A 25,198-nucleotide genomic window follows, 5' to 3' on the forward strand; every position below is an offset into this window, starting at 1 on the left:
GGCGATGGCGGTACTGGCCGTCGTGTCCGCCGTAGGGATCGTGGTCGACGAGCGGCTGCTGGTGGGAGCGCCGATCTGGGCGAAGCCGTTCAAGTTCGCCGTCTCGTTCGTGGCGTACTGCCTCTCCCTGGCGTGGATGCTGTCGCTGCTGCCGTCGGGCCGGGCGCGGCGCGTGGGCCGAGGGGCGGGGAACGTCGTCGTGGCGGCCGGCGTCGTGGAGATGGTGCTCATCACGGGGCAGGCCGTCAGGGGAAAACGCAGCCACTTCAACTACGAGACATCGTTCGACGCGGCGCTCTACTACGCGATGGCCGTCACCGTCGTCGTCCTGTGGACCGGCACGCTCGTCATCGCCGTACTGCTGCTCCGCGCCCGAATACCCGACCGGGCGTCGGCGTCGGCGATACGTTCCGGCATCGTGCTGGCGCTGGCCGGGGCCGCCACCGGGTTCCTGATGACCCAGCCCAAGGCCGGGCAGCGGCGCGGTGTCTCCGACACGGTCGGCGCGCACAGTGTGGGGGTGGCGGACGGCGGCCCCTCGATGCCGCTGACCGGCTGGTCGACGACCGGCGGTGATCTGCGGATACCGCACTTCGTCGGCATGCACGCACTGCAACTCCTGCCGCTGCTGGTCATGTTGCTCGCGGCTCTCGCACCGCGCCACGTCCGGCTCACCGACGAACGGGTCCGGCTGCGCCTGACACGGCTCGCCTCGGGCGCGTACGCCGCGCTCTTCGCCCTCGTCCTCTGGCAGGCGCTGCGGGGACAGCCGCTGGTCCATCCGGACGGTACGACGCTGGGGGCGGCCGGCCTGATCCTCGCGGCCGTCGCGCTGGGCACGTACGCGTCCCTCGCCTTTGGGCGTCCCGCCCCCTCGACGCCGAACGCCTCCCCATCAGCCCCCTCCCCGAAGGACCTTGTGCCGTGACCGGATTCCTCTTCGAGTTCTCGTTCTGGCTGGTGGCGCCCTTCTGGCTGCTGATGATCCTCGCGCCGGGGTGGGGGCCGACCCGGCGGATCGCGGGGTCGCCGTTGACCGTCGTACCGGTGCTGTGCGTGTACCTCGGACTCGCGATCCCGGTCCTCCCCGAGCTGTGGACGGCGGTCAGCGCCCCGGACCTCGACACCTTCCGCGACCTGACGGCACTCGCGGACGGGGCGGGGGCGGTGTGGGCGCAGATCCTCGCCTGGGACCTGCTGATCGGCCAGTGGATGTACCTGGAGGGCAGGAGACTGCGGATCTCCCCGCTGGCGATGGGCCCGTTGCTGGTGTTCACGATCCTGCTGTCACCGTTCGCGCTGCTGCTGTTCCTGGTGCTGAGGGAGGTACGGACACGACGGGCCAGCCACGCGGTCGGCCCCGGCCGAAATTCCGACGAATGACCTGGTCGCTCGTGCGCAGAGCTGCTGTGAGCTGATCGCTCAGCTTCCCGGGGAGCGCCCCGGTACCGAGCGCACAGTCGTGGAGGAGCGCACGGCAGTCCTGCGCCTCCTGGTCGGTTGCGAGGGCCGTGAACAGCGGGTGTGCCAGTGCCTCTCGGGCGGAGTAGCCGTCGGTCGTCCTCATCGTCCGGCGGTGCAACTCCGCAACCACCAGGCGTGCTGCTGGGTCCTTGGCCGAGTCGACCAGGTCCAGCACCATGAGTCCGAGCCTCGTGTCGAAGACAGCCATGCCGTCCTGGTCCGGGCGTTCGAGGTAGTTGGTCACCAGATTTTGCAGAGCGAGCAGCCAGGGGCGCCCCGACATACGGAGGCACAGGGCCGTGAGACAGTCCGTGACGGCGCCTTCCCACGCCTCTCCGGGCACGGTACGGGCCAGGAGGCTGTCGGCGTCGAGGCTGTTTCCGCTCGTGAGGGCTGCCAGGACGGCGACCTGGCGGCCGTCGAGCATGCGCTGTCCGACGCCGCGGTACGACTCGACATGGGTGAGTGCCTCGGTCCAGCGGCCGGCCGTGGCCAGAGCGCGTGTGCCGTCGGCGAGGAGGACTCTCCATAGCCACGCGCGTACCTCCTGACGGTCGTCGGCGTTCGCTACCAGGTCAGTGGGTAGTGCGATGTCCTCGATCTGGGCGGGGCTTCCGTTGGTGACCGCATCGAACAGGGTCACGAGGTGTCGGCGGCCGAGGTCGGCCTGTCCGGCACGGAGTTGAAGGCGTGCGAGGTTGACGACAGGCTCCAGGGCGCGGATCGCGGCCGTCGTGCTCAAGGGGGCGGCGTGCAGGTAGGCGGCGGCGTGCTGGTGGCACATCGCGCGGGCGGTGGCTGAGGCGCCGACGTCGGAGGCGATCAGGGCGGCCCGGTTGTAGACCGTGGAGGCCATGCCGGGGTCACCTGTCTTCGCTGCGGTGTCGGCGAGTTCGGCCAGCGCGTTCACGCGTTGGGGAAGTGGGAGGCAGGCGGGGCGTGGGCGAGCGACGAGAGGGAAGCGCCGGGCCGCCGCATCAGGGAGTTTCCACACCGTCGACGGCACTCCTCTCGGTGGTCGGGTCCGGGCCGAAGATGACGGTCTTCGCGGTGGCGGTGAGCGTGGCCTGCGTGGTGTAGGGCAGGCCGAGCCTGTTCCACGCGAAGAGCACGTGATGAGCCAGAACATCACGCAGGCCACGGTGCAGGTGACCGGAGCTGGCGAGGTGGGCCAGTTCTCTTCCGGCGTCGGCGTAGGCGCTGGACCAGTCGGTGGCATGGTCAAGTGGCCCGCCCGTGCGCATCAGGTCCTCTCCGTTTACGGAGAGCAGTCGGTGGACGGCGGCGAGCAGGCGGTCGCTGTGGACCTGTTCGGCACCGGGGTGCGGTGCGCGATGCGCGCTGACGCGCGCCCAGACATCGCCCTGCTCGTACCAGTCCAGTCCGGCGGAGCGCATCATCAGGCTGCACAGCATGAGGGAGGTCTCGCGTCGGTGTCTTCCGGCGTCGCTCTGGAGGAAGCCCATGAGGCTCCGGCTGTCGCGCTGGAACAAGAGATGGGCTGATGCCATGGCTTCGGTACCGCCGAAGGCGTGGATCTCGGGCTCGTAGATGATCTCCGCCCACACCTTGATGTGCCCCTGGGCAACCAGCATGTCGAGGCCCCGGCCGATGTGGTCCCGCCCGTCGGCGGCGGGCAGATAACGCACGCGCCAGCAGGGGCGCTTGCGGATGATGAACCATGCGGTGACGGCACCTTCGTCCTCTGCGGCGTGAAGGAGCGGGGCGAGGTGGGCCAAGGCGATGGTCTCGGCGCGTTCCCAGTCCAGGAACGTGACGTTGGCCTGGCACCAGGTCGGTGAGTTCATGAGGCGGGTCTCCGGGGTGTTCACGCCACGGCGAGGAAGGTGTCCCAGTGCGGTGCGGGCGCGCTGCCCGTGCCAAAGGTGTGCAGGGCGAGGGCCGCTCCGGCTGCTCCGTCGAGAAGTTCCGGGTCCTGATCGTTGTGGTCGAGCGCGGCGACCAGACGGTCTGCAAGACGCGGCAGCTCCGCGGCGATCTCGGCGTTGCCTGTCTCGATGGACATCCGCCACGCGGCGTGCAGCAGTCCGGCCATGCCGTGGCACAACCCGATCTCCGGGAGCTTGTCGAGCTGGAGCGGGTCGCACAGGGCCGCGAGCATCGCGTTCTCGGCGGCCTGTACGCGGGCGGCGTCGCGGAGGGCGAGTCCGGCCAACTGCTGGGCGCGGGCGCTGCCGCTGACTCCGTAGCACCACGAGGGGCGGGGACGAAGGGCGGCATGGACGTGTTTGTCGTCTGCCTGCCGCATCGAGATATGGCCCGGCCACCATGGAGCGGTCTCGTCGCCTTGACGCCATTGGTCGGTCCAGGCACAGATCCGCTCGACCGCATCGACCGTGCCGGGCACGTTCACATCGCGCAGCAGGGCCAGGGACAGTACGGACAGGGTGGAGCCGATGCCATGGGCGAGCCCGAAGTTCCCGTGCCCGCCAGGGAAGTCGGCGTGGAGTTTGCCGCTGGGCGAGACATTCATCCACCACGGCGGCAGTCCGGACGGATCGGGTAGTGCTTCCGTCAGACGGCCGAGGTAGGACAGCACGTCGCGGGTGGTCTCGTGGTGGGGGTGGCGGCTCAGGTGGTGGGCGCCCAGCCCGGTCAGGCCCTGGATCAGGTCGAACTCCTGCATGGGTGGCCGCTCGGCGCGGTCGATGCGCCGGTGGGCCTCGGCGAGACGGTTGCGGGTGATGGCGAGGGTCGCCGCGTCCAGACGTTCCAGGACGCCTTGGTACCGGTTCGACGCGTCCGCCGCGCGGTGCGTGACGAACGCGAGGGCGGGCGCGCCGAGATACAGGTTCGCGTTGGCTGCCGCGCTGACCTCGCCGGCCACGGCCGTGGACAGCCAGGTGTGCACGGTGTCCCAGTCGCCGTGGCCGGTCCGGGCGCGCTCGATGTGCAGCAGGGCGATGCCCGCGGCTCCTCCGCCGAGCGACTGCGGCCAGGCGCGAACGCTGTCGGGTCGGCCGTCGGGCCACGCGGTGCGTGGGTCGGCCAGTGCGTGGGCCAGCCGGTCGGGGGTTGACAGTGCGGAGAGGGCGGGGGCTGACGTGGTCACGAAGTACTCCTTGCTCGTGCTGTCCAGCTCAGAGCGGCGGCTCGGGCCAGGTGAAGGTGCGCGCGTTCCTCGGGGAGCCCTGGCCCGCGCATCCGCACGTGGTGGAGGTGCAGCAGGTCCGGCAGCAGGTCCTGGGGGTTCACGCTGGCGTCTGTGAGCGTGCGGGCGTAGGTGGCCAGTGCTGTGCGGCGTGCGGACCAGGCTGTGGCGAGGTGATTGGTCAGCCTTGGAGGGCTGGTGTTCACGAGGTCGACGGCTTGGCGGTAGACGGCGCGGGGCGGAGCGGCCGGGTCGGTGCGGGTGTGCTCGATGAGCCAACGCATCGCCCTGACGTCGTCTCCGAGCAGGCCGGTGACGATGTCCACCATGCTGGCAGCCGTCAGAGCGCGGGCATCCGGTGCACCCGCCCCGGTCTGCGCGGCGAGTTGGGCCAAGGCGGCGGCGGAGTCGGCGGCGAAGTACTGCTCGGCCGCGTCGATCGCGGTGGGCCCGCCGAACCGTGCGATCTCCGGATGGTAGGTCTCCACGCTGGTGTGCGTGATCAGTCCGCTGTGTTGGATTCGCCGGCTCCACTCGCCGATGTGCTCGATGGATGAACCGAGCGTGCCGGGTGCGCACGTCAGACGCACCCGAAGGTGGTCCTCGGGGTCCGGGTAGCGGATGAACCACCAACGAGTGGGAGCCAGTTCATGCAGCAGGGTCAGCAGATGCCGGGTCAGGACCGCGTCCTGCCGGTCGCGGTGTCCGTGGAGCCGGAGATAGACGTGGTTGCCGCAGCCGGGCGGGCGGCTGTGCGCGCGGCCGATGATGTGGCGCGTGGCCCGGACGGGTGGGACGTTCTGGTCTGCGATCAGAGGGATGACGACCTCGTGGGCGTGACCTCCGGTCCAGCCGAGGCCACGGGGTTCCGGTGCGGGGCTCAGCTTCACCGAGCCGTCGCGGTCCAGATGGGTACGCAGCAGGGCTCGGTGTGATGGCTCGGTCAGGTCCAAGGCCATGCGCTGGTCGGCTTCGCTCAGGTACACCCGCTCCGGCAGATGCATGTCGCGACGCCACTGGGCCAAGGCCTCGTCCCACTCCGGCCATGGTGTCGGCATGGTGGGGAGATCGTCGCTGGTGAGGAGCCAGCGGGCCGGGGACAGGACCGTGCGCCCGTATCGCAGCGCGGGCAGGAACGGCAGGTGGGAGGCGGCGGTGCCCCATACGAACCCGCCGCATGGGACGGCCAGCGCGACGGGCGCCTCGACCAGGAACCGGGCCAGTGGATGGGAGTGGCTGTTCAGGTTGAGGGCGTTCAGCAGCAGGGTGTGCACAGGGCGACGGCGGGAGAGCGAGACCAGGTGCAGCCGTTCGGCGTCGGCGGTCACCGCAAGGTCGGTCAGGGGAATGAGACTGGTGGCCGAGTCGTGGTAGTCGCCGAGCGAGATCACCAGTTCGGTTGCCTGTGGAGCGCGCGCGACGTAGTCAGCTCGTGTGGACAGCGGGGCGGAGCTGATCTGAGCGACGAGTGCGTCTTGGTGCACTCCGGGCAGCCCGGCGTACACGGTGGTCATGCGGCGGCGGTCCTCGTCGTCCAGGATGCCCAGGAAACGGCCGGTGGTCGTCCCGGCGGACCGTGCCACCCCGACGACGCGCAAAGTGAACTCGCCCCGTCGCAGTGCCGGGATGCTTGCGGCGTCGATGTGGACAGTGATCTCGGTGCTCGGCTGCACAGGGTGGGACGGATCTGTCGTGGCCAATTCCTCGATCGTGTCGTCGTCGAGTTCGACTTCGAGGCGGCGCCGCATTCCGGCGGCGTGAGCGAGCTTGATGAGTCGGCTGTCGCGGTCGGGCAACGGCGACGGCGTCGGCGACGCGGAGGCGGACCCGAGGTAGCCGCGCGGGTATCCGAGTGCGTCGATGGCATCCCTGACGGGTACGACTGCCTGCGGCCCGTACCGCTCAAGGAACCGCCTGTGCCACGCAGTCCACCCGGGCAGTGCCGCGCGGGGCGCGAGACGGGTGAGCACCTTGGCCGCCGCTGCCGCCTCCTGAGCCACCGCCTCCGGGACGGCCAGAGTCCAGTCCACCCGCACGTCGAACACGGGCCTGGGGACGTCGTGCAGTCCCGCCGACTCATCGGGTGGGAGGCATTGTGTATGCGTGAGGAGGGCAGCAAGCGGGTCGGTGGCCGTCATGGCCGAACGGATGCTGGTCACCAAGAACCGCTGCTTGACCAAGCCCGCCAGCAGCCTCTCGATCACGGCGAACGACGCGGTCGGGAAACCGGCGGACAGCTTCGCGGCCAGTTCGCTCCAAAGGATCGGAGCCCGCGCACCTTCCAAGGCTGCGCGGACCGGCCCGGTCAGCCGTATGCGCACATGCTCGGAAGCGGCGTCGCGCGTGCCGCACGGGCGGTGCTCGACCACCACGTGGCCATCGCGCTCGACAGCGAGACTGGAGGCGACCAGCATCAGATGCGGCCGGACCGCGCCGTGTTCCTCGAACCGGTCGACAAGGGCCATGATCCGGGTCGCGTCGGGCCTGGCAGCGGTGCGGTGGTCGGTTCCCCGACGCAGCACGGGGACTGGGCCTGTCCGCACTGCCGCGACTCCGGCGAACAGACCGAACGGCGTGGCGCGCGAGCGGGCCCGCAGTAGATAGCGCAGCACGGAAAGCACCGTGCGGCGTACCGCAGCGTCCGCTATCGCCTGGCCGGCACAGATCCGGTGCACTCGGCTCGCGAGGTCCGGACTTGCCGCTGCGACGGCAGCCGCGAAGTCGGCCGTCTGCCAGGTCTGCCGCAACCATGCCCGCCATGACGTGGCGTTGGCGGACGGGCCGGTCAGCTCCGGCCAGACCACCGGACCGTCGGAGCTCAACACGGCTGCTCGTACGACTGCCGCGTCAACGTGGCGATACATGCGCCCCTCCTGTGGCCGCACGGCGCCCGGCGCGCCCCAGGGGACGAACGGCCGGGCGCCGCGAACAACGGTCTGGTGCTGTTACGGGCAGCTCGAATTGCAGGCGGACTCGCACGTCTGGCCACATCCGTCGTCCGTCAGACGGATGAGGTGGTCCGAGTTGGGGCCGCTTTCGACGATGGTGATGTCCAGGTCGAAGTCGCCCTGTTCGGGTTCCTTCTGCTCGAAAGCCGACTGAACCGGCTGAACCGGCTGAACAATGGGCGGCTCCAGATGAACGGTCATGAACGCCTCCTTGGCAGTTGGACGGTGCGGGGTCCCGGAGCCCGGGAACGGGCTCCGGAGTCTCAGTGCCAGGTCGCCGTGACGATGCCGTGCCGCTTTCGTACGGCGTCCTGGGGCAGCGGGGACGGGGCGGGACCCGGCACGTACGTGATCGATGCGGCTCCCCGGCGCCGGTGGTTGTGGGCCCAGCGCCGCAGCAGGTCCGCGTACTGGTCCGCGAGAGCTTCGGCCTGCGGGCCGTGAGCGACCACGCCGCTCTCGAAGCCGTCGGTGTCCTCGTTCACGCGGCGAGTGCGGTACGCGATGCTGTCCTTGCCGACCAGCGCCGCCACACCGAGCCGGGCCGACGGCTCCAGGAGCCCGCTTTCGACGACCTCCTTGGACGCGTGCAGGCGGGCCACGCTCGGCAGACGGAGCGTGAGGTACAGATCCAGTTCGTCGGGCAGGTCGTAGGCCGCACCCGACCAGCGCGTCAGCCGGGGGGTGTCCAGGGCCTCGTTCAGGGCTTCCGGGACGAACCGCACCTGTTCCTCATCGGTCTTCACGGCCACGCCGTCCCGGAGCAGCACCTTCCGTTCCTCCGTGGCGGCTCCTTCGCCCCGCATGGGTACGAAATGCGCCAGCCGGTAGGAGTGGCTGAGCAGGCCCTCGCCATCGCGGTCGAACGCGATCGAGCGGGTCGTGCCGTGAATCGTCAGCGGGACAACGAGCCGACCGTTCCCGCTGAGCCCGCTGATCCACGACGAGGGAATGTCCCATGCGGACGCGGTGACGATGATCCGGTCGTAGGGCGCGCCGTCGGGGACACCGGTCTCACCGTCGGCGAGGACCGTCTTCACCTGACCGTACCCGGCGTCATCCAGGCACTGACGGGCGCGGTCCACGATGTCGCCGTCGATGTCGACGGTGGTGACCACTCCGTCGTGGCCCACGAGTTCCTGGATGAGCGCGGCGTTGTAACCGCCGGACCCGATCTCCAGGACCTTCATGCCGGGCTGGATGCCGGCCTGCTCCAGCATCACGGCCTGGAGATGTGCGGCGGACATGACGCTCAGGTTGAGGCCGTGCTCGTCCTTCTTGACCGGCACGATGCCGTGGAGGTCGTAGGCGAGGTCCGACGGCGCCTCGGGGGCGAACATGTGCCGGGGCACGGCGCCGAACGCGGCGGCGACAGACTCGGACGTGATCGCGTCCTGATCGCGGAGTGCGCGGACCATGGCCGCGCGTAGCGCGTCGGTGTGACGAACGGTCGAGTCGTCGGTAGCAGTCATCCGATTACCTGTTTCTGTTTGGGGCGGTGCTTGCGATGGCACGGCTCGGCTTGGTGGCCGACGAGGAAAGCTAGCCAAGTCGGCGTGTGTGGGGGCGGTTACGCGCCAGGGAAAGGGGCTGCTCGGCAGCCGCGAGGGAGCACCACGTCGTCGTGCCGTCGTCGCTGACGCCCCACTCCTTCGAGATGGCGGACACGAGTAGCAGCCCGCGCCCACTCTCGTCGTCTGCTCCGGCGGTCCGGGGACTGGCCCGGGTCGGACTGCCATCGGTGACTTCGATGCGCAGTTCACCGGCGGAGGGGACGACCCGGAGACCGACCGGTCGGCCTTCGCCGTACCTGATGGCGTTGGTGACCAACTCGGAGACCGCGAGCAGGGCGTTGCCGATGAGGTCGGCCATGCCACAACAGCGCAGGTAGGCAGCGGTGATCCGGCGCATCTGGCGAACGCGTATGTCTGCGGGGAGGAAGGACACCTCGAAGCCGGGCGCGGCGATCAGTTCAGTGGCTGAAGTGGCTGCGGCGACAGCTGTGGTCGTCGAGGTCATCGGTGGTCTCCCGTGAGACGTGAGGGTGTGCTGGGCGGTCGATGGCAGGACTGTTCGCACGGGCCTCGCCGCCTCGCTGGTCACCAGACGTGTCCGGATGGTGACAAGCGAACAGCAGAGAGAAGGGGGAAGGGAATGAAGTTCTGACGAAGTTGACCCGTCAGTAACTGGCTTTGGGGTGCCAAGTGCCCGGCGCCTGCTGACATGCTGGGCGACATGGCGACATTGAACGAACACCCCGCAACAGTCGAAGACTTGCTGCCCCTGGCGCTCACGTCGTACGGACACTTCACGTCCATGCGCGTCGGTGCCGATCGCCGCATCCGTGGCCTGTCCCTGCACATGGAGCGACTTGTGCGGGACAGCGAGATCGTGTTCGGCGCCGCGGTGGACACCGGCCACGTCCGCGACCTGGTCCGCGAGGCCCTGGACGGGCGGGACGGGCCCTGTGTCGTCCGCGTCACGCACTTCGACCCCACGGTGGACATGGGGCATCCCGAGGAGGCCACCGAGCCGCAGATCATGGTGACCGTACGCCCCGCTGGCGCACTGCCTCCGCCACCGCTGAAGGCATTGAGCGTGCGGTACGAGCGTGACCTTCCCCAGGTCAAGCACTGCGGCCTCTTCGGTGCGCTGCACGCCCGCCGCACGGCACGGCTCAAGGGCTTCGACGACGCCCTGTTCTTCGGCCCCGACCATCACGTGACCGAGGGCGGAACATGGAACGTGGGCTTCGTCGACGAGAACGGCACCATCGTCTGGCCGGAGGGCCCGGTGCTGCCGGGTGTGACTGCGGCACTGCTCCAGCAGCGCACCGAGTACAAGGTCGCCCCCGTCACCCTCGACGAGGCCAAGGCGATGCCGGTGGCCTTCGCCACCAACACCTCCATCGGCGTCCGCGCCCTGTCCGCCATCGACGACACGCCCATGGCGATCGAGCACCCAGCGCTGAGCACGCTGCGCGAGACGTACCTGTCCGTCCCGGGCGAGGAGCTGTAGAGGAGGGCCGGTGTGACGGGGGTCACCAGATGGACCGGGCGCGAGGTCCTGCTGCTGCGCACGGCCATGCGCATGACCGGGCGCGACTTCGCGGCCATGGTCCCGGTTAGCCAGCGTCAATTGGCGACCTGGGAAGGCCGGGGTGAGACCATCAGCCTCCGCCCAGGCAATCAGGAGGCCCTGGACACCCTGCTCGCCCGCGCCGACCCTGCCGCGCAGCAGCGGTTCGCGGCGTTTCTCACCGAGCGGGCCGCCGTCGAGCACGACGAACGCGCCGAGCAGCTGCTGCGCCGCGACCCGCGCGCTGTGAAGCACGCCGTGGACGGCAAGGTCATGGTCCTGGTCGAGGAAGGCATCTACCTCTCCGGTCCCGCGAAGACCCCGACCTGGCTGGACGGCTTCCGCGTCGATGTGTACCCGACAACGAACATCGACTACGAGCGGTTCGTACGCACCACGGGCCACCGGCCGCCCCGGCACTGGCGGAACGGTCGCTGCCCCGATGATCTGTTTGACCACCCCGTTGTGTGGGTGACATGGCACGACGCCACCGCGTACGCCCACTGGTGCGGCAAGCAACTGCCCACTGCCCAGCAGTGGGAGAAGGCCGCCCGTGGCTCGAAAGGGCGCATGTACCCGTGGGGGGATGAGCCCACGGCGGCCAAGTGCAACGTCGCGGAAGCCGAGATAGGGAGGACGACCCCGGTCGCGCGCTATCAGTCCGGCGTCAGTCCGTACGGGGTGTTCGACCTGTGCGGGAACACCTGGGAGTGGTGCTCCACGGAGGAGGGCACCGGCCGGTACGAGCTGAAGGGCTCGGCATTCACCTCCCCGTTCGCACGGGCCGCGCCGTCGCTGCGCAACGCGGCGAATGCGGCGATGCAGGACAACGACATCGGGTTCCGCTGCGTCGCCCTCCCGTGACGAGATGCCGGCGATTCCCTGCCGGAGGCTCGGGGCCGTTCAGCCTTGCGGAGCCCGCGACGTACGTCCCACGCTGCGGACGAACGAAGAGCCATCCCTCTTCGACGAGTAGGGCGATAGCCCGCCGCACGGTGGGGCGGGAGAGCCCGAACTCTTCACCCAAGCGGGATTCAGAGGTGATCTGCCGATTGGGTTGCCAGTCGCCCCGCTTGATCCGGGCCTTCAAGATGCCCGCCAACTGTTCGAACGGCGCGTCGGGGGCGTCGCGCTCGATCTCGTCATCGTAAAGGTACGTAGTCGCGCCAACCAAGAGCACCCCAGTCCGGGGGCAACCGTCCTGGGGTGCGGCCCGAACAGCTAGTTAGGAGCTGAACGAACGTGGCCGACCGCCGAAGCCGCCGCCAACCAACCTTTCATCGACACCTTCAGCCCCGTACGGCGCTACCTCGACGAAGTACCCGACAGGAGTCCACGCACGGCGGAGGAGCGCGCTCAGGCGGAACGGCTGTGGGCCCTGGACAAGGCCACGCGCGGAATCGACGCGGGGCCCGCAGTGATCCACGGTGTCCACGTCGGTGCGGGTCGTCGAGCAACTCCCGGACACGTGAGAGCAGTTCACCGCCACGCCGAGCAAGCGGTGATGGCGCTGGTGCCCAGCGAGAATGCTCCGTTGACACACTTGTGCTCCATTGAAAGGAGCGCTCATGAGTGAAGGTTTCGGTCTGGTCGTGCGTTTCGCGTTGCGCGACCAGGAAGCGGCAACTGCCTTCGATGCCCTATGCGCTGACACGTTGACGGGGATCAAGGCGAAGGAGCCGGGCACGCTCACGTACGTCGTCCACACCCCTGTGGATGAACCGCTCGTCCGCGTCTTCTACGAGCTCTACGCCGACCGGGCCGCCTTCGAACTGCACGAGACGCAGTCGCACACGCGGCGTTTTCTCGCCGAACGCGAGCAGTACCTGGCGGAAGTCGACGTGACGTTCCTCGACGCCATCGCCGGGACGGCGGCGGCGTAGCCGTGTCGTCCCAGGTGCGTCGGGCCTTCGGCGCGCGAGTGGCCGAGATGCGCAGGCAGCGTGACCTCACGCAGAGCGAACTGGCCGCGGCCACCGTGCTTGTGGTGGGTGGGACAGCACTTAGGCCGAAGCTGAGGCCATGAAGAACGGGATGGCGATCAGGAAGCGGTTGGTTTCGGCGCGGTGGTGTTGGTCGGTCAGCCACTCGTCCGCCCGGGCGCGGTCGACGGCGCCGGCGGCGTGGGCCGGTTCGGCGAGCCTGGTGGCGAGCGGCAGCATCGCGGGGTCGGTGAACACGGTGGTGTGTGCCTCGACCGTGACGTCGTCGAAGCCCCCGGCGAGGAGCAGGTTGCGGTACTGGCGGCCGGCGCGGGGAGTGGGCAGGAGGTCGGCGCGGGCTTGCACGATCGTGCGGGTGAGCGTCGCGTCGTCCGAGTCGATCATGATGGCGTCCCAGTCCTGACCGACGAGGACGATCCTGCCGCCCGGGCAGAGGACCCGCCGTGCCTCCGCCACCGCGCGCGCCGGTTCCTGGAGTACGTGGAAGACCTTGTCGGCACGGTAGCCGCGCACGCTTCCGTCGGCGAACGGCAGATCCTCCGCCCCCGCCTCCCGGAAGTCGGCCTCCGGCCATCGCTCCCTGGCCGCGGCCAGCATCCGCGGGCTCGGGTCCACGCCCACCGCGTGGACACCGCGCTCGGCCAGCTCGGCGACGGCTCGTCCGGCGCCGCAGCCGACGTCCACGACGGTCGAGCCCGGGACGAGAGACAGCAGTTCATAGGAGCGGGCCCGCAGCCGAGCGGCGCTCGGCATCCGGTCCGCGGCGTCGAGGACGGCCAGCAGGGCTTCGGTGTCGCGGGGCTCTTCCAACGCTTCCCGCGCTTCCTGATGCTTGGACATGGACGTCATGCTGCGACTTAATGTCGGCATGAAGTCAAGCGAAGACGGCGGCAGCGGAGACGGCGGCAGCGGAGACGACGGCGTCGGCACGTCGAGCATCGGCGCCCTCGCGGCACGGTTCGGCCTGGCCACGCACGTGCTGCGGCATTGGGAGGCGATGGGCCTGCTGCACCCCGGACGGGACGCCGGCGGGCGCCGCCGTTACGGTGCGGACGACCTCACCCGCGTGGCGACGATTCTCCTGTTGAAGGAGGCAGGCCTCGGCCTGACCGCCATCAGGAGCCTGTCCGCGACCGCCGACCGCGCCACCCGGCACGAGATCCTGCGCCCCACGGCCGAGGAACTCCGGTCGAGAATCGCGGCGGCCCAGGCATCGTTGGAGCTCATCGAGGGCGGCCTGAACTGCGAGCACGAGGACGTCCTCCAGTGCCCGAACTACCGGCGGCACATCGCCGAAATCATGACGCCGGCACGGAAAACGGCCGCGACCTCCTGAGGAGAGGCCGCGGCCGTCGAGAAGGGCGAGCCGGGCCGGCCGGCGGCTACTTCGCCGCGCTCACCCGCACCGTCACCGTCGAGCCGTCGAAGGCCTCGCTGACGATCCTGATGCGGGTGTTGGTGTCGGTGACGCGGACGCCGCCGGTGGGGTTGGTCTCGTCGTAGTAGGTGTGGGCGTGGTCGTCGAAGACGGGGTTGCCCCGCTTGGCGCGGATCTCGGTCGGGGCGTCGGTCTTGTGGAGGGTGATGCCGTCCGTGCGGTAGAGGCTGAAGGGGGAGTCGAAGGACTGGAGGGTGTTGCCCATCAGTGTGCCGTCGGACCACTTCATGGGCGTGGGGTGGGCGTCCACGGGGAGGAGGAGGCCGACGCCCGGGTGCTTGCCGGTGTTGTTGTCGCGCTGGGAGGTGTCCCACTTCCAGATCAGCAGGCCGTTCTGGTACGGGTACCGCTCCACCCAGTCGGGGCGCTCGGCCGAACCGTAGTTGTACGGGCCCACCTTGAGCGTGCGGTCGTACGACACGTACTGGCGGTTCTCGGCGATGTAGTACTGCTCGTAGTCGGTGCTGTACGAGCTGCCGAGGCGGGAGAAGCCCTTCGCCGTCCAGGCCGGGTCGGCGGTCTCGGCGTCGTCGGAGACGAGCGGGGTACCGTCGGCCGTGACCGTGATCCGGTCGGCGGTGAAACCCTTCTGGGCCACGAACTGGTCGGTCTGGTAGCGGAAGCGCAGCTCGATCTTCCGGCCCGCGTACGCGTCCAGGGGGTAGACCAGCTTCTGGTACGTCTCGGTGGTGCCGTCGAGGGCCGGCTTGCCGGAGGAGTCACGGCTGATGGGGTCGCCGTTCGCGGTGCCGTCCAGCGCGGTCCAGGTGGCGCCGCCGTCCGTGGAGACCTCGGTGTAGAGGAAGTCGAACTCCTTCTCGATGTCCCACCAGCCGTCGAGGGTGAGCGCGGCGGAGGACCTGCCGGTGAGGTCGACGGAACGGGTCAGGGTGTTGGACAACTGGTCGCCGCTGCCGCTCCACCACTGGGTGGCGCCCTGCGCCGGGGCGACGATCTCCGTCGTCACCGCCTTCTTCGGCAACTCGACGACCAGCGCCTGCTTGTCCTTGGTGTTGTACTCGGCGACGCCCAGCTTGTGGGTGGACAGGGTCGCGGCCCTCGCCGTGTCGTAGTTCAGCCAGCCCAGCTGGAGCTTGTCCCAGGCGGTCATGTCGCTGGGCAGGTCGCCGGTCTCGGTCTGGCTCTCGCCGATGAGGGCGCCGAGCGACATCAGCGTCCAGAAGCCGGTGGAGTTGTCGTTGCCGGTGCCGGAGGTGTCGTAGTGGTCCGGCAGGCCCAGATCATGGCCGTACTCGTGGGCGAAGACGGCGAGGCCGACGTTCTCGGCCTGGATGGTGTAGTCGCCGGCCCACACGCCGGTGTCGCCGATCTGGGTGCCGCCGAGCTTGTTGCCGGCGGGGCCGGTCTCGCCCCAGGCGTCGCTGTACGCGTACCAGCGGTGGGACCAGATCGCGTCCTCACCCTCGGCGCCGCCGCCGTCGGCCTCGTCGGCGCCGGCGTGCACGATCTGCATGTGGTCGATGTAGCCGTCGGGCTCGTTGAAGTCGCCGTCACCGTCGAAGTCGTAGCGGTCCCACCGGTCGAACCCGGCCAGCTCCGACTTGATCTCGGCGTCCGACCTGCCCTTCGCCTCCTGGTCGGCGACCCAGGCGTTGAGGCCGTCGCGGACCAGGTCCCAGACGCAGTTGTCGCACTTGTTGCTGCCGTAACGGGCCTCGTTGTAGCGGACCTTGACCCAGTCCGCGACCGCGCCCTCGACCGAGTAGCGGCCCGAGGACTGCTTCTCGAAGTACTTCTTCAGCGACTCGGTGTCCTTGCCCGTGCTCTCGCCGTCGCTGGTGCCGAAGTAGAGCTGCTCGTAGTGCTCCCTGTTGTAATCGGCCTTCCACGGGAACCAGTTGTTCTTGGTGCGGTCCGGCTCGGGGATACGGTTGTGCAGTGGGCCGGGGGTGCCGCCGTAACGGCTGTCGGTCTCGTCGCCGAACTCGACGAGGATCGTGAAGATCCGGTCAGTACGCTCCCGGCCGAGCTCCACGTACTTGGGCTCGCCCTTTCCGGTTTTGAGCTGGACGACCTTGGAGCCGTCGAGGTTCCTGACCTTGAGGTCGCCGGATATGACCTGCTTCAACGCCTCTTCGCGCTGGGCCGCCTGCGTGCGGGAGAGGGGGCCTTCGAGGTTGTGCTCGCGCCCGGCGCCGTGACCGGCGTGGTGACCGTGGCCCTCGTGGCCGTCGTGGCCGTCGTGGCCGTCGTGGCCGTCGTGGTCATCGGCCTGCTGCGGGCGGGAGTCGGCGGTGGTCTGCGGGTGGCGGTGGTCCGGGGTGGCGGCCTGCGCCACCGAGAGGGTCGAGAACGTCGCCGCGGCGGTGGCGAACGCGACGCCTATCGCCGCCGTTCTGAACGCCCAGGGGGTGTGGGTCACTTGTGGGGGGTCCTTCCTGAACGCGGTCCGTCGCGGGCCGCGACGTAGGACACGCGTGATGATTCAAGTGACCATATTTGACTGGTGAGTTAAGGGTAAAAGAAAGCCCCCTACCCTGTTTTGACCAAGTCACCGCATACGGGCCGGTAACCGATCAGCTTCCGCACAGCCCACTCACAAATAAAGCGAGGGGTGTGCACAGGGCGGGGGCGATGCTTCGTCTACGGCCGGCTGACGCGCCGCTCGTTCCGCCGCTCGTTCCGCCAGGACGCCGCCCAGGCGACGAGCGCGCCGGCGATGGCGTACGTGGTCAGGACGGTCAGGGCCTGGGTGGTGGCGTGGCCGGAGAAATAGACCGTGTTGCGGACGACGGTCGTGCCCGCGCCCGGTGGCAGGAGTTGGCCGATGGCGCTCCAGAAGGCGGGGAGGAGCGGGGCCGGGTAGACGCCGCCGGAGCTGGGGTTGCCGAGGACGACGAAGAGGAGGATGACCACGCCGGTGCCCAGCAGACCGAGGAGGGTCTGGAGGGCGAGCGCGGTGGCCGCCGAGGCGAACACGACCAGGGTGCCGATCGCTGCCAGCGCCCAGAAGTGGCCGCTGAGCGCGTCGAACACCGGGCCGACGATCGCCGCGCCGGCCAGGCCCGACACCGCCGCGTACAGCACCAGGACGCCCAGGCGGATCAGGGTGCGGTGCCGGTTCGCGGGGCGGGAGCCGGCCGCCATGCCCATGATGGTCGCGGTGAGATAGCCGCCGATGACCCAGCCGAGGACCAGATAGAAGGACGTCATCCCGCGGCCGTCGCCCGAGTTCGGGGGGCGGATGTCCTTGACGGTGACCTCGCGCTGCTGCGCCGCCTCTATCTCCTGGGCGATCTGCGTCGCCGTCTGCGACAGCGAGGGGCCGCCGGCCGAGGCGACCAGCAGGGTGTCCTTCGTGCCGGTCGCGTTGAAGAGGAACGCGGCGTCCGCCTCCCTTGTGAGCACCCGCTCCCGGGCCGCGTCGCTGTCCGACACGGCCGTGGCCTTCACCGGGTCGCCATCGAGGGAGTTCAGCTGGGCGACGATCTTCGCCGACGCCTGCTGCGGGGCGGCCACCGCGACCGGGATGCGGTGCGGGGTGGGCGAGTGGAAGGCGCCGACGTACGAGACGACGAAGGCGAGTTGGACGAGGAGACCGCCGAGGACCAGTCCGAAGGCGCGGAAGGTGACGGCGTCTTTCAGCTCGGCGAGGAAGCCGGAGCCGGGGGCGGCTGCCTGCCCGGGCAAGTCCTGGGGCTCGGCGGCGGCTTGCAGGGGTTCGGGGTCGGGGGCGGCTGTCTGCCCGGGCTCGGTGTCGTCGTCGGCGGGAGTGGGCGGTTCTGTGGGGGGTGTGCCCTGAGATGGGCTGGAAAGCGAGTTCACGGCGGGCATGATCGCATGTTCGGGTAAGGGGCGCGGGTGTCGGCGTCCGGCCGACGGGTGGATGTGGACCTGGGGCGGGCTGATCCTCAGTCAAAAGGGGCGCGAGATGCGGAACTTCACCTTCCGGTTGCCCGTTCAGGGAGTGAATATCCGTGCATCTCCGGAGGTTTCATGTCCCCCACGCCCCACCATCCGTCCAGACGTACTACGCTGCGCGGCCTCGCCGTAGCGGGTGCCGCCGTCGTCGGCTTCGACCCTTCCACCAGGAGCTGGGCAGCGGCGCCGGCATCGTCACCATCAGCGTCAGCGTCGTATGACTCCACGGCCGGATTCATAGGCGTCCCCGAACTCGACGGCACCCTGCTCACCGACACCGCGTCCCGGGCCGCCGTAGCCGACGACTACGGGCACATCGTGCATCGCACCCCGGACGCGGTGCTGCGGCCGGGCTCGGTGGCGGATGTCGTCGCGATGGTCAGGTTCTGCAACGCGCACGGCATCCAGGTGTCCGCGCGCGGGCAGGGCCACGCCACGCTCGGGCAGGCGCAGATCGAGGGCGGGCTCGTCATCGAGACCACACCGCTCGCCGACATCGGCACGGTGAACGTCGGTGCCTCGGCCGGGAGTTCCACGTCCGGGAGTTCCACCGTCACCGTCGGCGCGGGCGCCAAGTGGAGCGATGTCACCCGGGCCACGCTCGCCCACGGCCTCACCCCGCCCGTCTTCACCGACTACCTCGAACTCTCCGTCGGCGGCACCCTCTCCGTGGGCGGCGTGGGCGGCCAGGCCCACCGCCACGGCCCCCAGGTCGACAACGTCGTCGCCCTCGAAGTCGTCACCGGGGCAGGGGAGTTGCTGCACTGCTCCGCGACACGGCACCCCGACCTGTTCGACGCCGTACGCGCCGGACTCGGCCAGTGCGCGATCATCGTCGGCGCCACCCTGCGGCTGATGACGGCCCCGGAGTCCGTCCGCCACTACGTCCTGCCGTACGACGATCTGGAGACGTACCTGGAAGACCAGCGTGTCCTCGCGGAGGACGAGCGCTTCGACTATGTCGAGGGCCAGGTCACCGCCGACGACAGCGGAGCCTTCACCAAGTGCTCCATCGAGGCTGTTTCCTACGGCCTGCCCGCCGGTGACACCCCCGACGACGCGGTTCTGCTGCGCGGGCTGCGCCACGACCCGCAGGGCGCGCAGATCACCGATATGCCGTACTACGACTTCCTCGACCGGATCGCCGCCGCCGTCGCCGCGCTGAAGGAGTCGGGCCTGTGGTACTGGGCCCATCCGTGGCTCAACCTCTGGTTCCCCAGCGCCCGCGCGGCCGGCATCGCCCGGGAGATCCTCGCCGATCTCACCCCGGACGACCTCGGCCCCGGCCTCGTCCTCCTCTACCCGGTACGCCGCGAACGCTTCACCGCGCCGCTGCTGCGCATGCCGGACGACCCGGTCCCGTATCTCTTCGCCATCCTGCGCGCGACCCCACCGGACGACACCGCCACCGTCGACCGCCTCCTCCAGGCCAACCGCACGGCGTACGAGATCGCTCTCGCGGGCGGCGGCCACCGTTACCCGGTGGGCGCCATCCCCTTCACCGAGTCCGACTGGCGCCGCCACTTCGGCCCGGTCTGGCCCACGCTCAAGGCGGCCCGGCGACGGTACGACCCGAGGGGCGTCCTGGGCGCGGGGCAGGGCGTGTTCTGAGGGCCGACAAGGCCGAAAGGTTGCGTTCCCCGGTGAAGGTCTGCCCATTGGGCCGGGCGGGCCTTCCTGAGGTGCAGGAATGAGGGCAGGGTGTGGGCGCGAACGCAAGGGGGTGAGGGGTGAGTATCGGTGGGGTGAGGCCGTACGGGGGAAGACGCGGGTGAGCGATGCCGGCGGGAGGGGAACCCGGGGCAGCTTTGAGGGAGTTCACGCAGGTCAGTGGTAAGGCGCGGCCCCGGAGCGGGAGTTGACGTTGCCGGGCCGCGCGCCCCTGGGGGCGGCCGCGCCGTACCGCGAAGACGGGGGTAACTGCGGCCCGCACACCGCCGGTTCAGGGCTTCCGAAGCGTGATCGCCCACCCGGCACACGGCAGTACGCTCGCGCCCACCCCCCTCTCCTCCTCCCCCCTCTTCCTCCTCCTCGAATCAGAAGGACCCATACACCTCATGCGTAAATTCACGTCGGCCGTCGCCGCTGCCCTGATGACCGTCGCGGGACTGACCGCGGCGAGCGGTTCCGCCCAGGCGGCGACCACCGCCGAGTACGTCGCGCTCGGCGACTCGTACGCCTCCGGTGTCGGGGCGGGCTCGTACGACCCGGCGAGCGGTGACTGCAAGCGGAGCACGAAGAACTACCCGCATCTGTGGGCGGCTGCGAACCCCGAGTACGCGCTGAAGGACGTCTCCTGCAGCGGCGCGACCATCAAGGACATCCGCGAGAAGCAGCTGTCCGCGCTGAGCGCGTCGACCAACCTGGTCACGGTCACGGTCGGCGGCAACGACGCCCAGTTCGCCTATGTCGCTCAGACGTGCCTCACCAACACCGAGTCCGCCTGCCAGGTCGCCACCGGCTACATGGCGGACTACGCCAAGAACGCGCTGTCCGACTCCCTCGCCGGCCTCTACAAGGACATCAAGGCACGCGCCCCCAAGGCCCTGGTCCTCGTCCTCGGCTACCCGCAGGCGATCTCCACCACCGGCACCTGCCCCGTCATCGACCTCAGCGCCGCCCGCCGCACCGCGATGAACGGCTACGCCGACGCCCTCGCCGAGGGCAGCCTGAAGGCCGCCGTCAACGCGAGCGTCTACTTCATCGACATGCGGGGGCAGTTCGCGGGCCACGGCGCCTGCGGCCAGGACCCGTGGATCAACGGCGTCGACCTCACCGACACGACCGCCACCTTCCACCCCAACGCCACCGGCCAGGAAAAGGGCTACGCCGACAAGCTGATCAAGACCTGGGGCTGACCGCTCGTTCCCCCTCCGCCGAGGCGGCCCGGGTCCGTCCACGGGCCGCCTCTCCTCCTCATCCGCAATAGCGTGGAAACCGGATGAACCATGGAGGTGCGGATATGTCCACATCCGAGATGCGGCAGGGGGCGCTGGACGACGCTCGGCGGGAGGCGTTCGCGGGGGAGGTCGTCGATGTTCTGAACAAGGGGGCCCTGGCGCTGCTCACCGCTGTGGGGCATGAGTGCGGGCTGTTCGATGTCATGGCCGGGCTGCCGCCGTCGTCCGCCGGCGGGGTCGCGGAGGCGGCCGGGCTGGACGAGCGGTATGTGCGGGAGTGGCTGGGCGGTATGGTCCTCGGCGGTTTCGTCGAGTACGACCCGGACACGCGGACCTATCACCTGCCCCCGGAGCACGCCGCCTCGCTGACCAGCGCCGCCGGGCCCGACAACCTGGCCGGGATGATGCCGTACATCGCCCTGATGGGAGAGGTCGAGGAGCGGGTCGTACGGTGCTTCCGTGAGGGCGGAGGGGTGCCGTACTCGGCGTATCCGCGCTTCCAGGGCCTTATGGCGCAGGAGAGCGCCCGCGTCTACGACCTGGCCCTCGTCGACACGATCGTGCCGCTCGTCCCCGGCCTCACCGAGCGCCTGCGCGCCGGCGTCGACGCCCTGGACGTCGGCACCGGCCAGGGCCACGCCCCGTACCTCCTGGCCCAGGCCTTCCCGAACAGCCGCTTCCGGGGGCTGGACCAGTCGGAGGAGGGCATCGCGGCGGCCCGTGCGAAGGCGAGCCGCGCCGCTCTCGGCAACCTCGACTACGTCCTCGCCGACTCCACGGCCATCGACGGCACCTACGACCTGATCACCGCCTTCGACGTGATCCACGACCTCGCCCGCCCCGCCGAGACCCTCACCGCCATCGCCCGCGCCCTCCGTGACGACGGCCTCTTCCTCATGGGTGACATCGCCGCCTCCAGCCACCTGGAACGCAACCTCGACCACCCCTTCGGCCCCGCCCTCTACGGCTTCTCCGTCTTCTACTGCATGACCACCTCCCTCAGCACCGGCGGCGCGGGCCTCGGCACGGTGTGGGGACAGGAACGGGCGACGGAGATGCTCGAAGCGGCCGGTTTCTCGCACATCGAGGTCAAGGCGGTCGAGGGCGATCCGATCAACGTGTACTACGTGGCGGCGAAGTAGGTGGGGGCGAAGTAGGTGGGGCGAAGACGAAGGGGTGACCGCCCCCGGATCACCGGTTCAGAGGACGTCGTCGAGGTTCTGTTCCGTCCAGATGGTCTTGCCGGTGGGGGTGGGGCGGGTGCCCCAGCGCTGGGTCAGCTGGGCGACCAGGAGGAGGCCCCGGCCGCCCTCGTCGTAGGAGCGGGCGCGGCGCATATGGGGCGCGGTGTTGCTGGCGTCCGAGACCTCGCAGATCAGGGAGGTGTCGTGGATGAGCCGGAGCTGGATGGGCGGTTCGGCGTGGCGGATGGCGTTGGTGACCAGTTCGCTGACGACCAGCTCGGTGACGAAGGACGCCTCGGTCAGGCCCCAGTCGTCCAGCCGCCTCAGGACGTTCTTGCGGGCCTCGGCGACGGCGGACGGTTCCGGGGTGACGTCCCAGGTGGCGACCTGGCCGGCGTCGAGGGCGCGGGTACGGGCGAGGAGCAGGGCGACGTCGTCGGTGGGCCGGTGGGTGAGCAGTCCGCCGAGGACCGTGTCGCACAGCGACTCCAGTGAGGTGGCGGGGGTGGTGAGGGACCGGCACAGCCGGGCGATGCCGTCGTCGATTCCGCCGCCGAGTCCGCTGTCGATGCCCTCGCCGCCGAGTCCGCCGTCGCGGGACTGGATCAGACCGTCGGTGTAGAGCGCGAGCAGACTGCCCTCCGGCAGCTCGGTCTCCACCGACTCGAACGGCAGCCCGCCGAGGCCCAGCGGGGGCCCGGCCGGCAGGTCCAGCAGCTCGGCGGTCCCGTCCGGGCTCACCACGGCGGGCAGCGGATGCCCGGCCCGGGCGAGGGTGCAGCGCCGGGAGACGGGGTCGTAGACGGCGTAGAGGCAGGTGGCGCCGACTACGTCGCTGGAAGGGGCGGCGGCCGTGCCAGTGGGGGTCGCGGGGGCGCCGGTCGGGGTGCCCGGGACCCCGGTTTGCGTGCTGCCGTACGGGATGCCGTCACCGGCGGTGTCGCGCGGGATACCGTCCCCGGCGGTCGTCACCACCCCCTCTCCCCGCGCGCTCCCCGCACCCTCCGCCTCCATGGCCAACCGGCCCACCAAATCGTCCAGGTGGGTGAGGAGTTCGTCGGGCGGCAGGTCGATGTCGGCGAGGGTGCGTACGGCGGTGCGCAGGCGCCCCATGGTGGCGGAGGCGTGGATGCCGTGGCCGACGACATCGCCGACGACCAGCGCGACCCTCGCCCCGGAGAGCGGGATGACGTCGAACCAGTCACCGCCCACCCCGGCCCGCGCACCCGCCGGAAGATAGCGGGAGGCGACCTCGACCGCCGTCTGCTCGGGCAGGCTCTGCGGCAGCAGACTCCGCTGCAGGGTGACGGCGGTACCGCGTTCACGGGTGTAGCGCAGGGCGTTGTCGATACAGACCGACGCCCGGGCCGCCAACTCCTCCGCCAGTACGAGATCGTCCCGCTGGAACGGCTCGGGACGCCGGTGCCGGGCCAGCACGACCACCCCGAGGGTGGTGCCGCGCGCCGACAGGGGCACCGTCATCGCCGAGTGGAAGCCGTACTCGCGGACGCTCGCGGACCGCAGCGGATCGCGGGCCAGCCAGTCGGCGATCGTCGGCTCGGTGATCCGGTGCATCACGGCCCGCCCCGCCCGCAGACTCTCCACGGGCGGCGAACCCTCCGGATACTCGTCCACCTCGCCCGGCGCCACGACCGCCTCGGGCGTCCCCTCGTGCACGGACCGGTGCGCGATACGCCGCAACGTGAGCGGCGCACCCGTCGCCGGCGCTCCCAGAGGCCGCTCGGGTACGTCGTCCAGGGACGCCAGCAGATCCACGCTGAGGAAGTCGGCCAGCTCCGGAACCACCACCTCCGCCAGTTCCTGAGCCGTCCGCGTCACATCCAGCGTGCTGCCGATCCGGGTGCTGGCCTCCGCGATCAGCTGGAGCCGTTTCCGGGCCCAGTACTGCTCCGTCATGTCGTGCCCGGTGGAGGCGACGCCGACGACGCGGCCGTCCGGGTCCCGCAGCTGATAGAGATGGACCGACCAGGCGTGTTCGCGCGGCTCGCCGGGGGCCCGGCCGTGGTTCTCCAGATGCTGCGGTTCCCCCGTCTCCAGCGCCCGCCGCATCGCCCGCTCCACCTCCGGGGCGATGGGGTCGTCCAGTACGTCCGTCAGACGCAGCCCGCGCAGAGCGTCGTCGTCGAGACCGAGGGCCGTCTGCCCGGACGTGGTGGAACCGCGGAAGCGGAGCGTCGTGTCGTAGACGGAGGTCGAGCAGCTCGGCGAGTCGAGAAAACCACGCCGTACGAGCGCGTCGTCCTCCGGACGCGGCTCGCCACCGCTGACGGCGGAGACGAGGAACCAGTCGGACGCCGCCCCCGGACCACCCCCAGATCCCGGGTGCGCCCCCCGATGGTGCGCCAGCACCTTCACCGTCACCCGGTGACCGTCACGGTGAAGGAGGGGGAGGATGCCGTGCCAACGCCGGAGGGCAGTCAGCTCGGATACGGAAGGGAGGGGGGAGGCGGTTGGGTGGCCGGCCGGTGGGTGGGTGGGCAGGTCGGGGGCGGATGCGTGGCCGGCCGGCGGGTGGGTGCGTGGGTCGGAGGCGGTCGGCTGATCGGCCGGTACGTCGGAGACGGTGGGCGGCTCGTCGGTCGGGGCACCCGGGGGCTCGGGGTGGGCGCCCGGGGGCTCGGTGGCGAGGAGGGAGGCGGCCGGGAGGCCGAGGATCTGCGACGGGGAGTAACCGAGCAGGCGTTCGGCACCGGCGTTCCAGCCGGTCACGATGCCGTGCTCGTCGACCGTGGCGCGCGCGACGGCCTCCTCCTCCGCCGCCGCTGTGCTCCCGCCTTCGGCGTCCGGACCGCGCCCCGCGATCCCCCGGGCGTCCTGCGCCCGACCGTCGACGCCAACCCGCTCCATATCCGCTCATCTCGCTCTCGTCGAGTCGTCCCACGCCCGTGGAGCTCCCCTACCGGCCCGCCCCCCGCTCTCGGGGAGCGCCGCGACCGGCTCATCCCGCTCGCTCGCGTGGGCTCTCCGCCCGGCGCGGCTCGCCGGCACCCCGCCCGCCCCCCCATGCGGCGGCGGGCGGCCCGAGTACCGGAACCGGCCCCTCTATGCCCTATTGCCCGCTTTGGCGACTCTTCACCTTATTTCGGTACCGATGCTTGGGCATGAGGAGAACCGGGCGCCACGGCCCGCCCCCGGAGGCGAGAGGCGAGGGCGGCCCGCACCCGGTGGTGCCGCACCCGGTGGTGCCGCACCCTGCCGTGCCGTACCCGGTGGTGCCCGTGGGGCGGC

The 25,198-nt window shown here is 70.3% G+C and carries 21 protein-coding genes; 9 read left to right on the top strand and 12 right to left on the bottom strand.

What is annotated here, in order from left to right; all coding sequences use genetic code 11:
* The first annotated feature begins 4 nt into the window (after nt 1–4).
* A complete protein-coding gene (locus ACWD4G_RS19860; protein ID WP_451295366.1) occupies nt 5–928 on the top strand; it encodes a hypothetical protein in 924 nt (307 codons plus the stop codon).
* Nucleotides 925–1,383: an ABA4-like family protein gene (locus ACWD4G_RS19865; RefSeq protein WP_451295079.1), complete on the top strand. Its 459-nt coding sequence runs from the start codon at nt 925–927 to the stop codon at nt 1,381–1,383. The genes ACWD4G_RS19860 and ACWD4G_RS19865 overlap by 4 nt, the downstream gene beginning before the upstream one ends.
* Here the strand turns inward: ACWD4G_RS19865 and ACWD4G_RS19870 are convergent.
* The 7 genes from ACWD4G_RS19870 to ACWD4G_RS19900 all read right to left on the bottom strand — a co-directional run bounded on the left by ACWD4G_RS19870 (nt 1,274) and on the right by ACWD4G_RS19900 (nt 9,543).
* On the bottom strand, nt 1,274–2,458 hold the full coding sequence (locus ACWD4G_RS19870; RefSeq protein WP_451295081.1) for a hypothetical protein: 1,185 nt from the start codon (nt 2,456–2,458) through the stop codon (nt 1,274–1,276). The two genes, ACWD4G_RS19865 and ACWD4G_RS19870, sit on opposite strands and share 110 nt — an antisense overlap.
* Nucleotides 2,442–3,272, bottom strand: coding sequence for a thiopeptide-type bacteriocin biosynthesis protein (locus ACWD4G_RS19875; protein WP_451295082.1), 831 nt, complete (start codon nt 3,270–3,272; stop codon nt 2,442–2,444). Before ACWD4G_RS19875 ends, ACWD4G_RS19870 begins: the two co-directional genes overlap by 17 nt.
* A gap of 20 nt (nt 3,273–3,292) precedes the next feature.
* Nucleotides 3,293–4,537 (bottom strand): lanthionine synthetase C family protein, encoded by a 1,245-nt coding sequence (locus ACWD4G_RS19880; RefSeq protein ID WP_451295084.1) that lies wholly within the window; start codon nt 4,535–4,537, stop codon nt 3,293–3,295.
* On the bottom strand, nt 4,534–7,440 hold the full coding sequence (locus ACWD4G_RS19885) for a lantibiotic dehydratase (protein WP_451295086.1): 2,907 nt from the start codon (nt 7,438–7,440) through the stop codon (nt 4,534–4,536). The genes ACWD4G_RS19880 and ACWD4G_RS19885 overlap by 4 nt, the downstream gene beginning before the upstream one ends.
* Nucleotides 7,441–7,521: 81 nt before the next feature.
* Nucleotides 7,522–7,725 (bottom strand): FxLD family lanthipeptide, encoded by a 204-nt coding sequence (locus ACWD4G_RS19890; RefSeq protein WP_451295088.1) that lies wholly within the window; start codon nt 7,723–7,725, stop codon nt 7,522–7,524.
* Between the two features lie 62 nt (nt 7,726–7,787).
* The gene (fxlM, locus tag ACWD4G_RS19895) at nt 7,788–8,996 is read right to left on the bottom strand and encodes a methyltransferase, FxLD system (RefSeq protein WP_451295090.1); all 1,209 of its coding nucleotides are present in this window, start codon (nt 8,994–8,996) and stop codon (nt 7,788–7,790) included.
* A 70-nt stretch (nt 8,997–9,066) separates the two neighbouring features.
* Nucleotides 9,067–9,543, bottom strand: a complete 477-nt coding sequence (locus ACWD4G_RS19900) for an ATP-binding protein (RefSeq protein WP_451295092.1) — start codon at nt 9,541–9,543, stop codon at nt 9,067–9,069.
* 216 nt (nt 9,544–9,759) lie between these two features.
* Between ACWD4G_RS19900 and ACWD4G_RS19905 the strand changes: the two genes are divergently transcribed.
* Nucleotides 9,760–10,542, top strand: coding sequence for an aminotransferase class IV (locus tag ACWD4G_RS19905; RefSeq protein WP_451295094.1), 783 nt, complete (start codon nt 9,760–9,762; stop codon nt 10,540–10,542).
* A 12-nt stretch (nt 10,543–10,554) separates the two neighbouring features.
* Nucleotides 10,555–11,466 (top strand): SUMF1/EgtB/PvdO family nonheme iron enzyme, encoded by a 912-nt coding sequence (locus ACWD4G_RS19910; RefSeq protein WP_451295096.1) that lies wholly within the window; start codon nt 10,555–10,557, stop codon nt 11,464–11,466.
* Here ACWD4G_RS19910 and ACWD4G_RS19915 read toward each other — a convergent pair.
* Complete coding sequence (locus ACWD4G_RS19915) at nt 11,366–11,782, bottom strand: winged helix-turn-helix domain-containing protein (RefSeq protein ID WP_451295098.1); 417 nt, start codon at nt 11,780–11,782, stop codon at nt 11,366–11,368. The two genes, ACWD4G_RS19910 and ACWD4G_RS19915, sit on opposite strands and share 101 nt — an antisense overlap.
* A 388-nt stretch (nt 11,783–12,170) precedes the next feature.
* On the opposite strand from ACWD4G_RS19915, the gene ACWD4G_RS19920 reads away from it, so the two are divergent.
* A complete protein-coding gene (locus ACWD4G_RS19920) occupies nt 12,171–12,485 on the top strand; it encodes a putative quinol monooxygenase (protein ID WP_451295100.1) in 315 nt (104 codons plus the stop codon).
* A gap of 120 nt (nt 12,486–12,605) precedes the next feature.
* Here ACWD4G_RS19920 and ACWD4G_RS19925 read toward each other — a convergent pair whose 3' ends face one another.
* Nucleotides 12,606–13,385: a methyltransferase domain-containing protein gene (locus ACWD4G_RS19925; RefSeq protein ID WP_451295102.1), complete on the bottom strand. Its 780-nt coding sequence runs from the start codon at nt 13,383–13,385 to the stop codon at nt 12,606–12,608.
* 28 nt (nt 13,386–13,413) lie between these two features.
* On the opposite strand from ACWD4G_RS19925, the gene ACWD4G_RS19930 reads away from it, so the two are divergent.
* On the top strand, nt 13,414–13,881 hold the full coding sequence (locus tag ACWD4G_RS19930) for a MerR family transcriptional regulator (RefSeq protein ID WP_451295104.1): 468 nt from the start codon (nt 13,414–13,416) through the stop codon (nt 13,879–13,881).
* Between the two features lie 46 nt (nt 13,882–13,927).
* Here ACWD4G_RS19930 and ACWD4G_RS19935 read toward each other — a convergent pair whose 3' ends face one another.
* Together ACWD4G_RS19935 and ACWD4G_RS19940 are read right to left on the bottom strand one after the other, a co-directional pair.
* On the bottom strand, nt 13,928–16,366 hold the full coding sequence (locus ACWD4G_RS19935; protein WP_451295106.1) for an immune inhibitor A domain-containing protein: 2,439 nt from the start codon (nt 16,364–16,366) through the stop codon (nt 13,928–13,930).
* Nucleotides 16,367–16,587: 221 nt separating this feature from the next.
* A complete protein-coding gene (locus ACWD4G_RS19940) occupies nt 16,588–17,778 on the bottom strand; it encodes a DUF3533 domain-containing protein (protein ID WP_451295108.1) in 1,191 nt (396 codons plus the stop codon).
* A 162-nt stretch (nt 17,779–17,940) separates the two neighbouring features.
* On the opposite strand from ACWD4G_RS19940, the gene ACWD4G_RS19945 reads away from it, so the two are divergent.
* The 3 genes from ACWD4G_RS19945 to ACWD4G_RS19955 all read left to right on the top strand — a co-directional run bounded on the left by ACWD4G_RS19945 (nt 17,941) and on the right by ACWD4G_RS19955 (nt 21,907).
* Nucleotides 17,941–19,476, top strand: a complete 1,536-nt coding sequence (locus tag ACWD4G_RS19945; protein ID WP_451295110.1) for an FAD-binding protein — start codon at nt 17,941–17,943, stop codon at nt 19,474–19,476.
* Nucleotides 19,477–19,922: 446 nt separating this feature from the next.
* A complete protein-coding gene (locus ACWD4G_RS19950; protein ID WP_451295112.1) occupies nt 19,923–20,723 on the top strand; it encodes an SGNH/GDSL hydrolase family protein in 801 nt (266 codons plus the stop codon).
* 104 nt (nt 20,724–20,827) lie between these two features.
* A complete protein-coding gene (locus ACWD4G_RS19955; protein WP_451295114.1) occupies nt 20,828–21,907 on the top strand; it encodes a class I SAM-dependent methyltransferase in 1,080 nt (359 codons plus the stop codon).
* A 57-nt stretch (nt 21,908–21,964) separates the two neighbouring features.
* Here the strand turns inward: ACWD4G_RS19955 and ACWD4G_RS19960 are convergent, their stop codons facing one another.
* Nucleotides 21,965–24,817 carry a SpoIIE family protein phosphatase gene (locus ACWD4G_RS19960; RefSeq protein ID WP_451295116.1) on the bottom strand — a complete coding sequence of 951 codons (2,853 nt, stop codon included), beginning with the start codon at nt 24,815–24,817 and terminating at the stop codon, nt 21,965–21,967.
* Nucleotides 24,818–25,198: the final 381 nt, after the last annotated feature.

This window comes from Streptomyces sp. NPDC002643, assembly GCF_053592555.1.

Coding starts and splice junctions, on each gene's coding strand:
- fxlM (WP_451295090.1), bottom strand. CDS start 8,996: ATGACTGCTACCGACGACTCGACCGTTCGTCACACCGACGCGCTACGC.
- ACWD4G_RS19905 (WP_451295094.1), top strand. CDS start 9,760: ATGGCGACATTGAACGAACACCCCGCAACAGTCGAAGACTTGCTGCCC.
- ACWD4G_RS19890 (WP_451295088.1), bottom strand. CDS start 7,725: ATGACCGTTCATCTGGAGCCGCCCATTGTTCAGCCGGTTCAGCCGGTT.
- ACWD4G_RS19960 (WP_451295116.1), bottom strand. CDS start 24,817: ATGGAGCGGGTTGGCGTCGACGGTCGGGCGCAGGACGCCCGGGGGATC.
- ACWD4G_RS19945 (WP_451295110.1), top strand. CDS start 17,941: ATGTCCCCCACGCCCCACCATCCGTCCAGACGTACTACGCTGCGCGGC.
- ACWD4G_RS19940 (WP_451295108.1), bottom strand. CDS start 17,778: ATGCCCGCCGTGAACTCGCTTTCCAGCCCATCTCAGGGCACACCCCCC.
- ACWD4G_RS19930 (WP_451295104.1), top strand. CDS start 13,414: ATGAAGTCAAGCGAAGACGGCGGCAGCGGAGACGGCGGCAGCGGAGAC.
- ACWD4G_RS19860 (WP_451295366.1), top strand. CDS start 5: ATGGCGGTACTGGCCGTCGTGTCCGCCGTAGGGATCGTGGTCGACGAG.
- ACWD4G_RS19950 (WP_451295112.1), top strand. CDS start 19,923: ATGCGTAAATTCACGTCGGCCGTCGCCGCTGCCCTGATGACCGTCGCG.
- ACWD4G_RS19925 (WP_451295102.1), bottom strand. CDS start 13,385: ATGTCCAAGCATCAGGAAGCGCGGGAAGCGTTGGAAGAGCCCCGCGAC.
- ACWD4G_RS19955 (WP_451295114.1), top strand. CDS start 20,828: ATGTCCACATCCGAGATGCGGCAGGGGGCGCTGGACGACGCTCGGCGG.
- ACWD4G_RS19885 (WP_451295086.1), bottom strand. CDS start 7,440: ATGTATCGCCACGTTGACGCGGCAGTCGTACGAGCAGCCGTGTTGAGC.
- ACWD4G_RS19900 (WP_451295092.1), bottom strand. CDS start 9,543: ATGACCTCGACGACCACAGCTGTCGCCGCAGCCACTTCAGCCACTGAA.
- ACWD4G_RS19875 (WP_451295082.1), bottom strand. CDS start 3,272: ATGAACTCACCGACCTGGTGCCAGGCCAACGTCACGTTCCTGGACTGG.
- ACWD4G_RS19920 (WP_451295100.1), top strand. CDS start 12,171: ATGAGTGAAGGTTTCGGTCTGGTCGTGCGTTTCGCGTTGCGCGACCAG.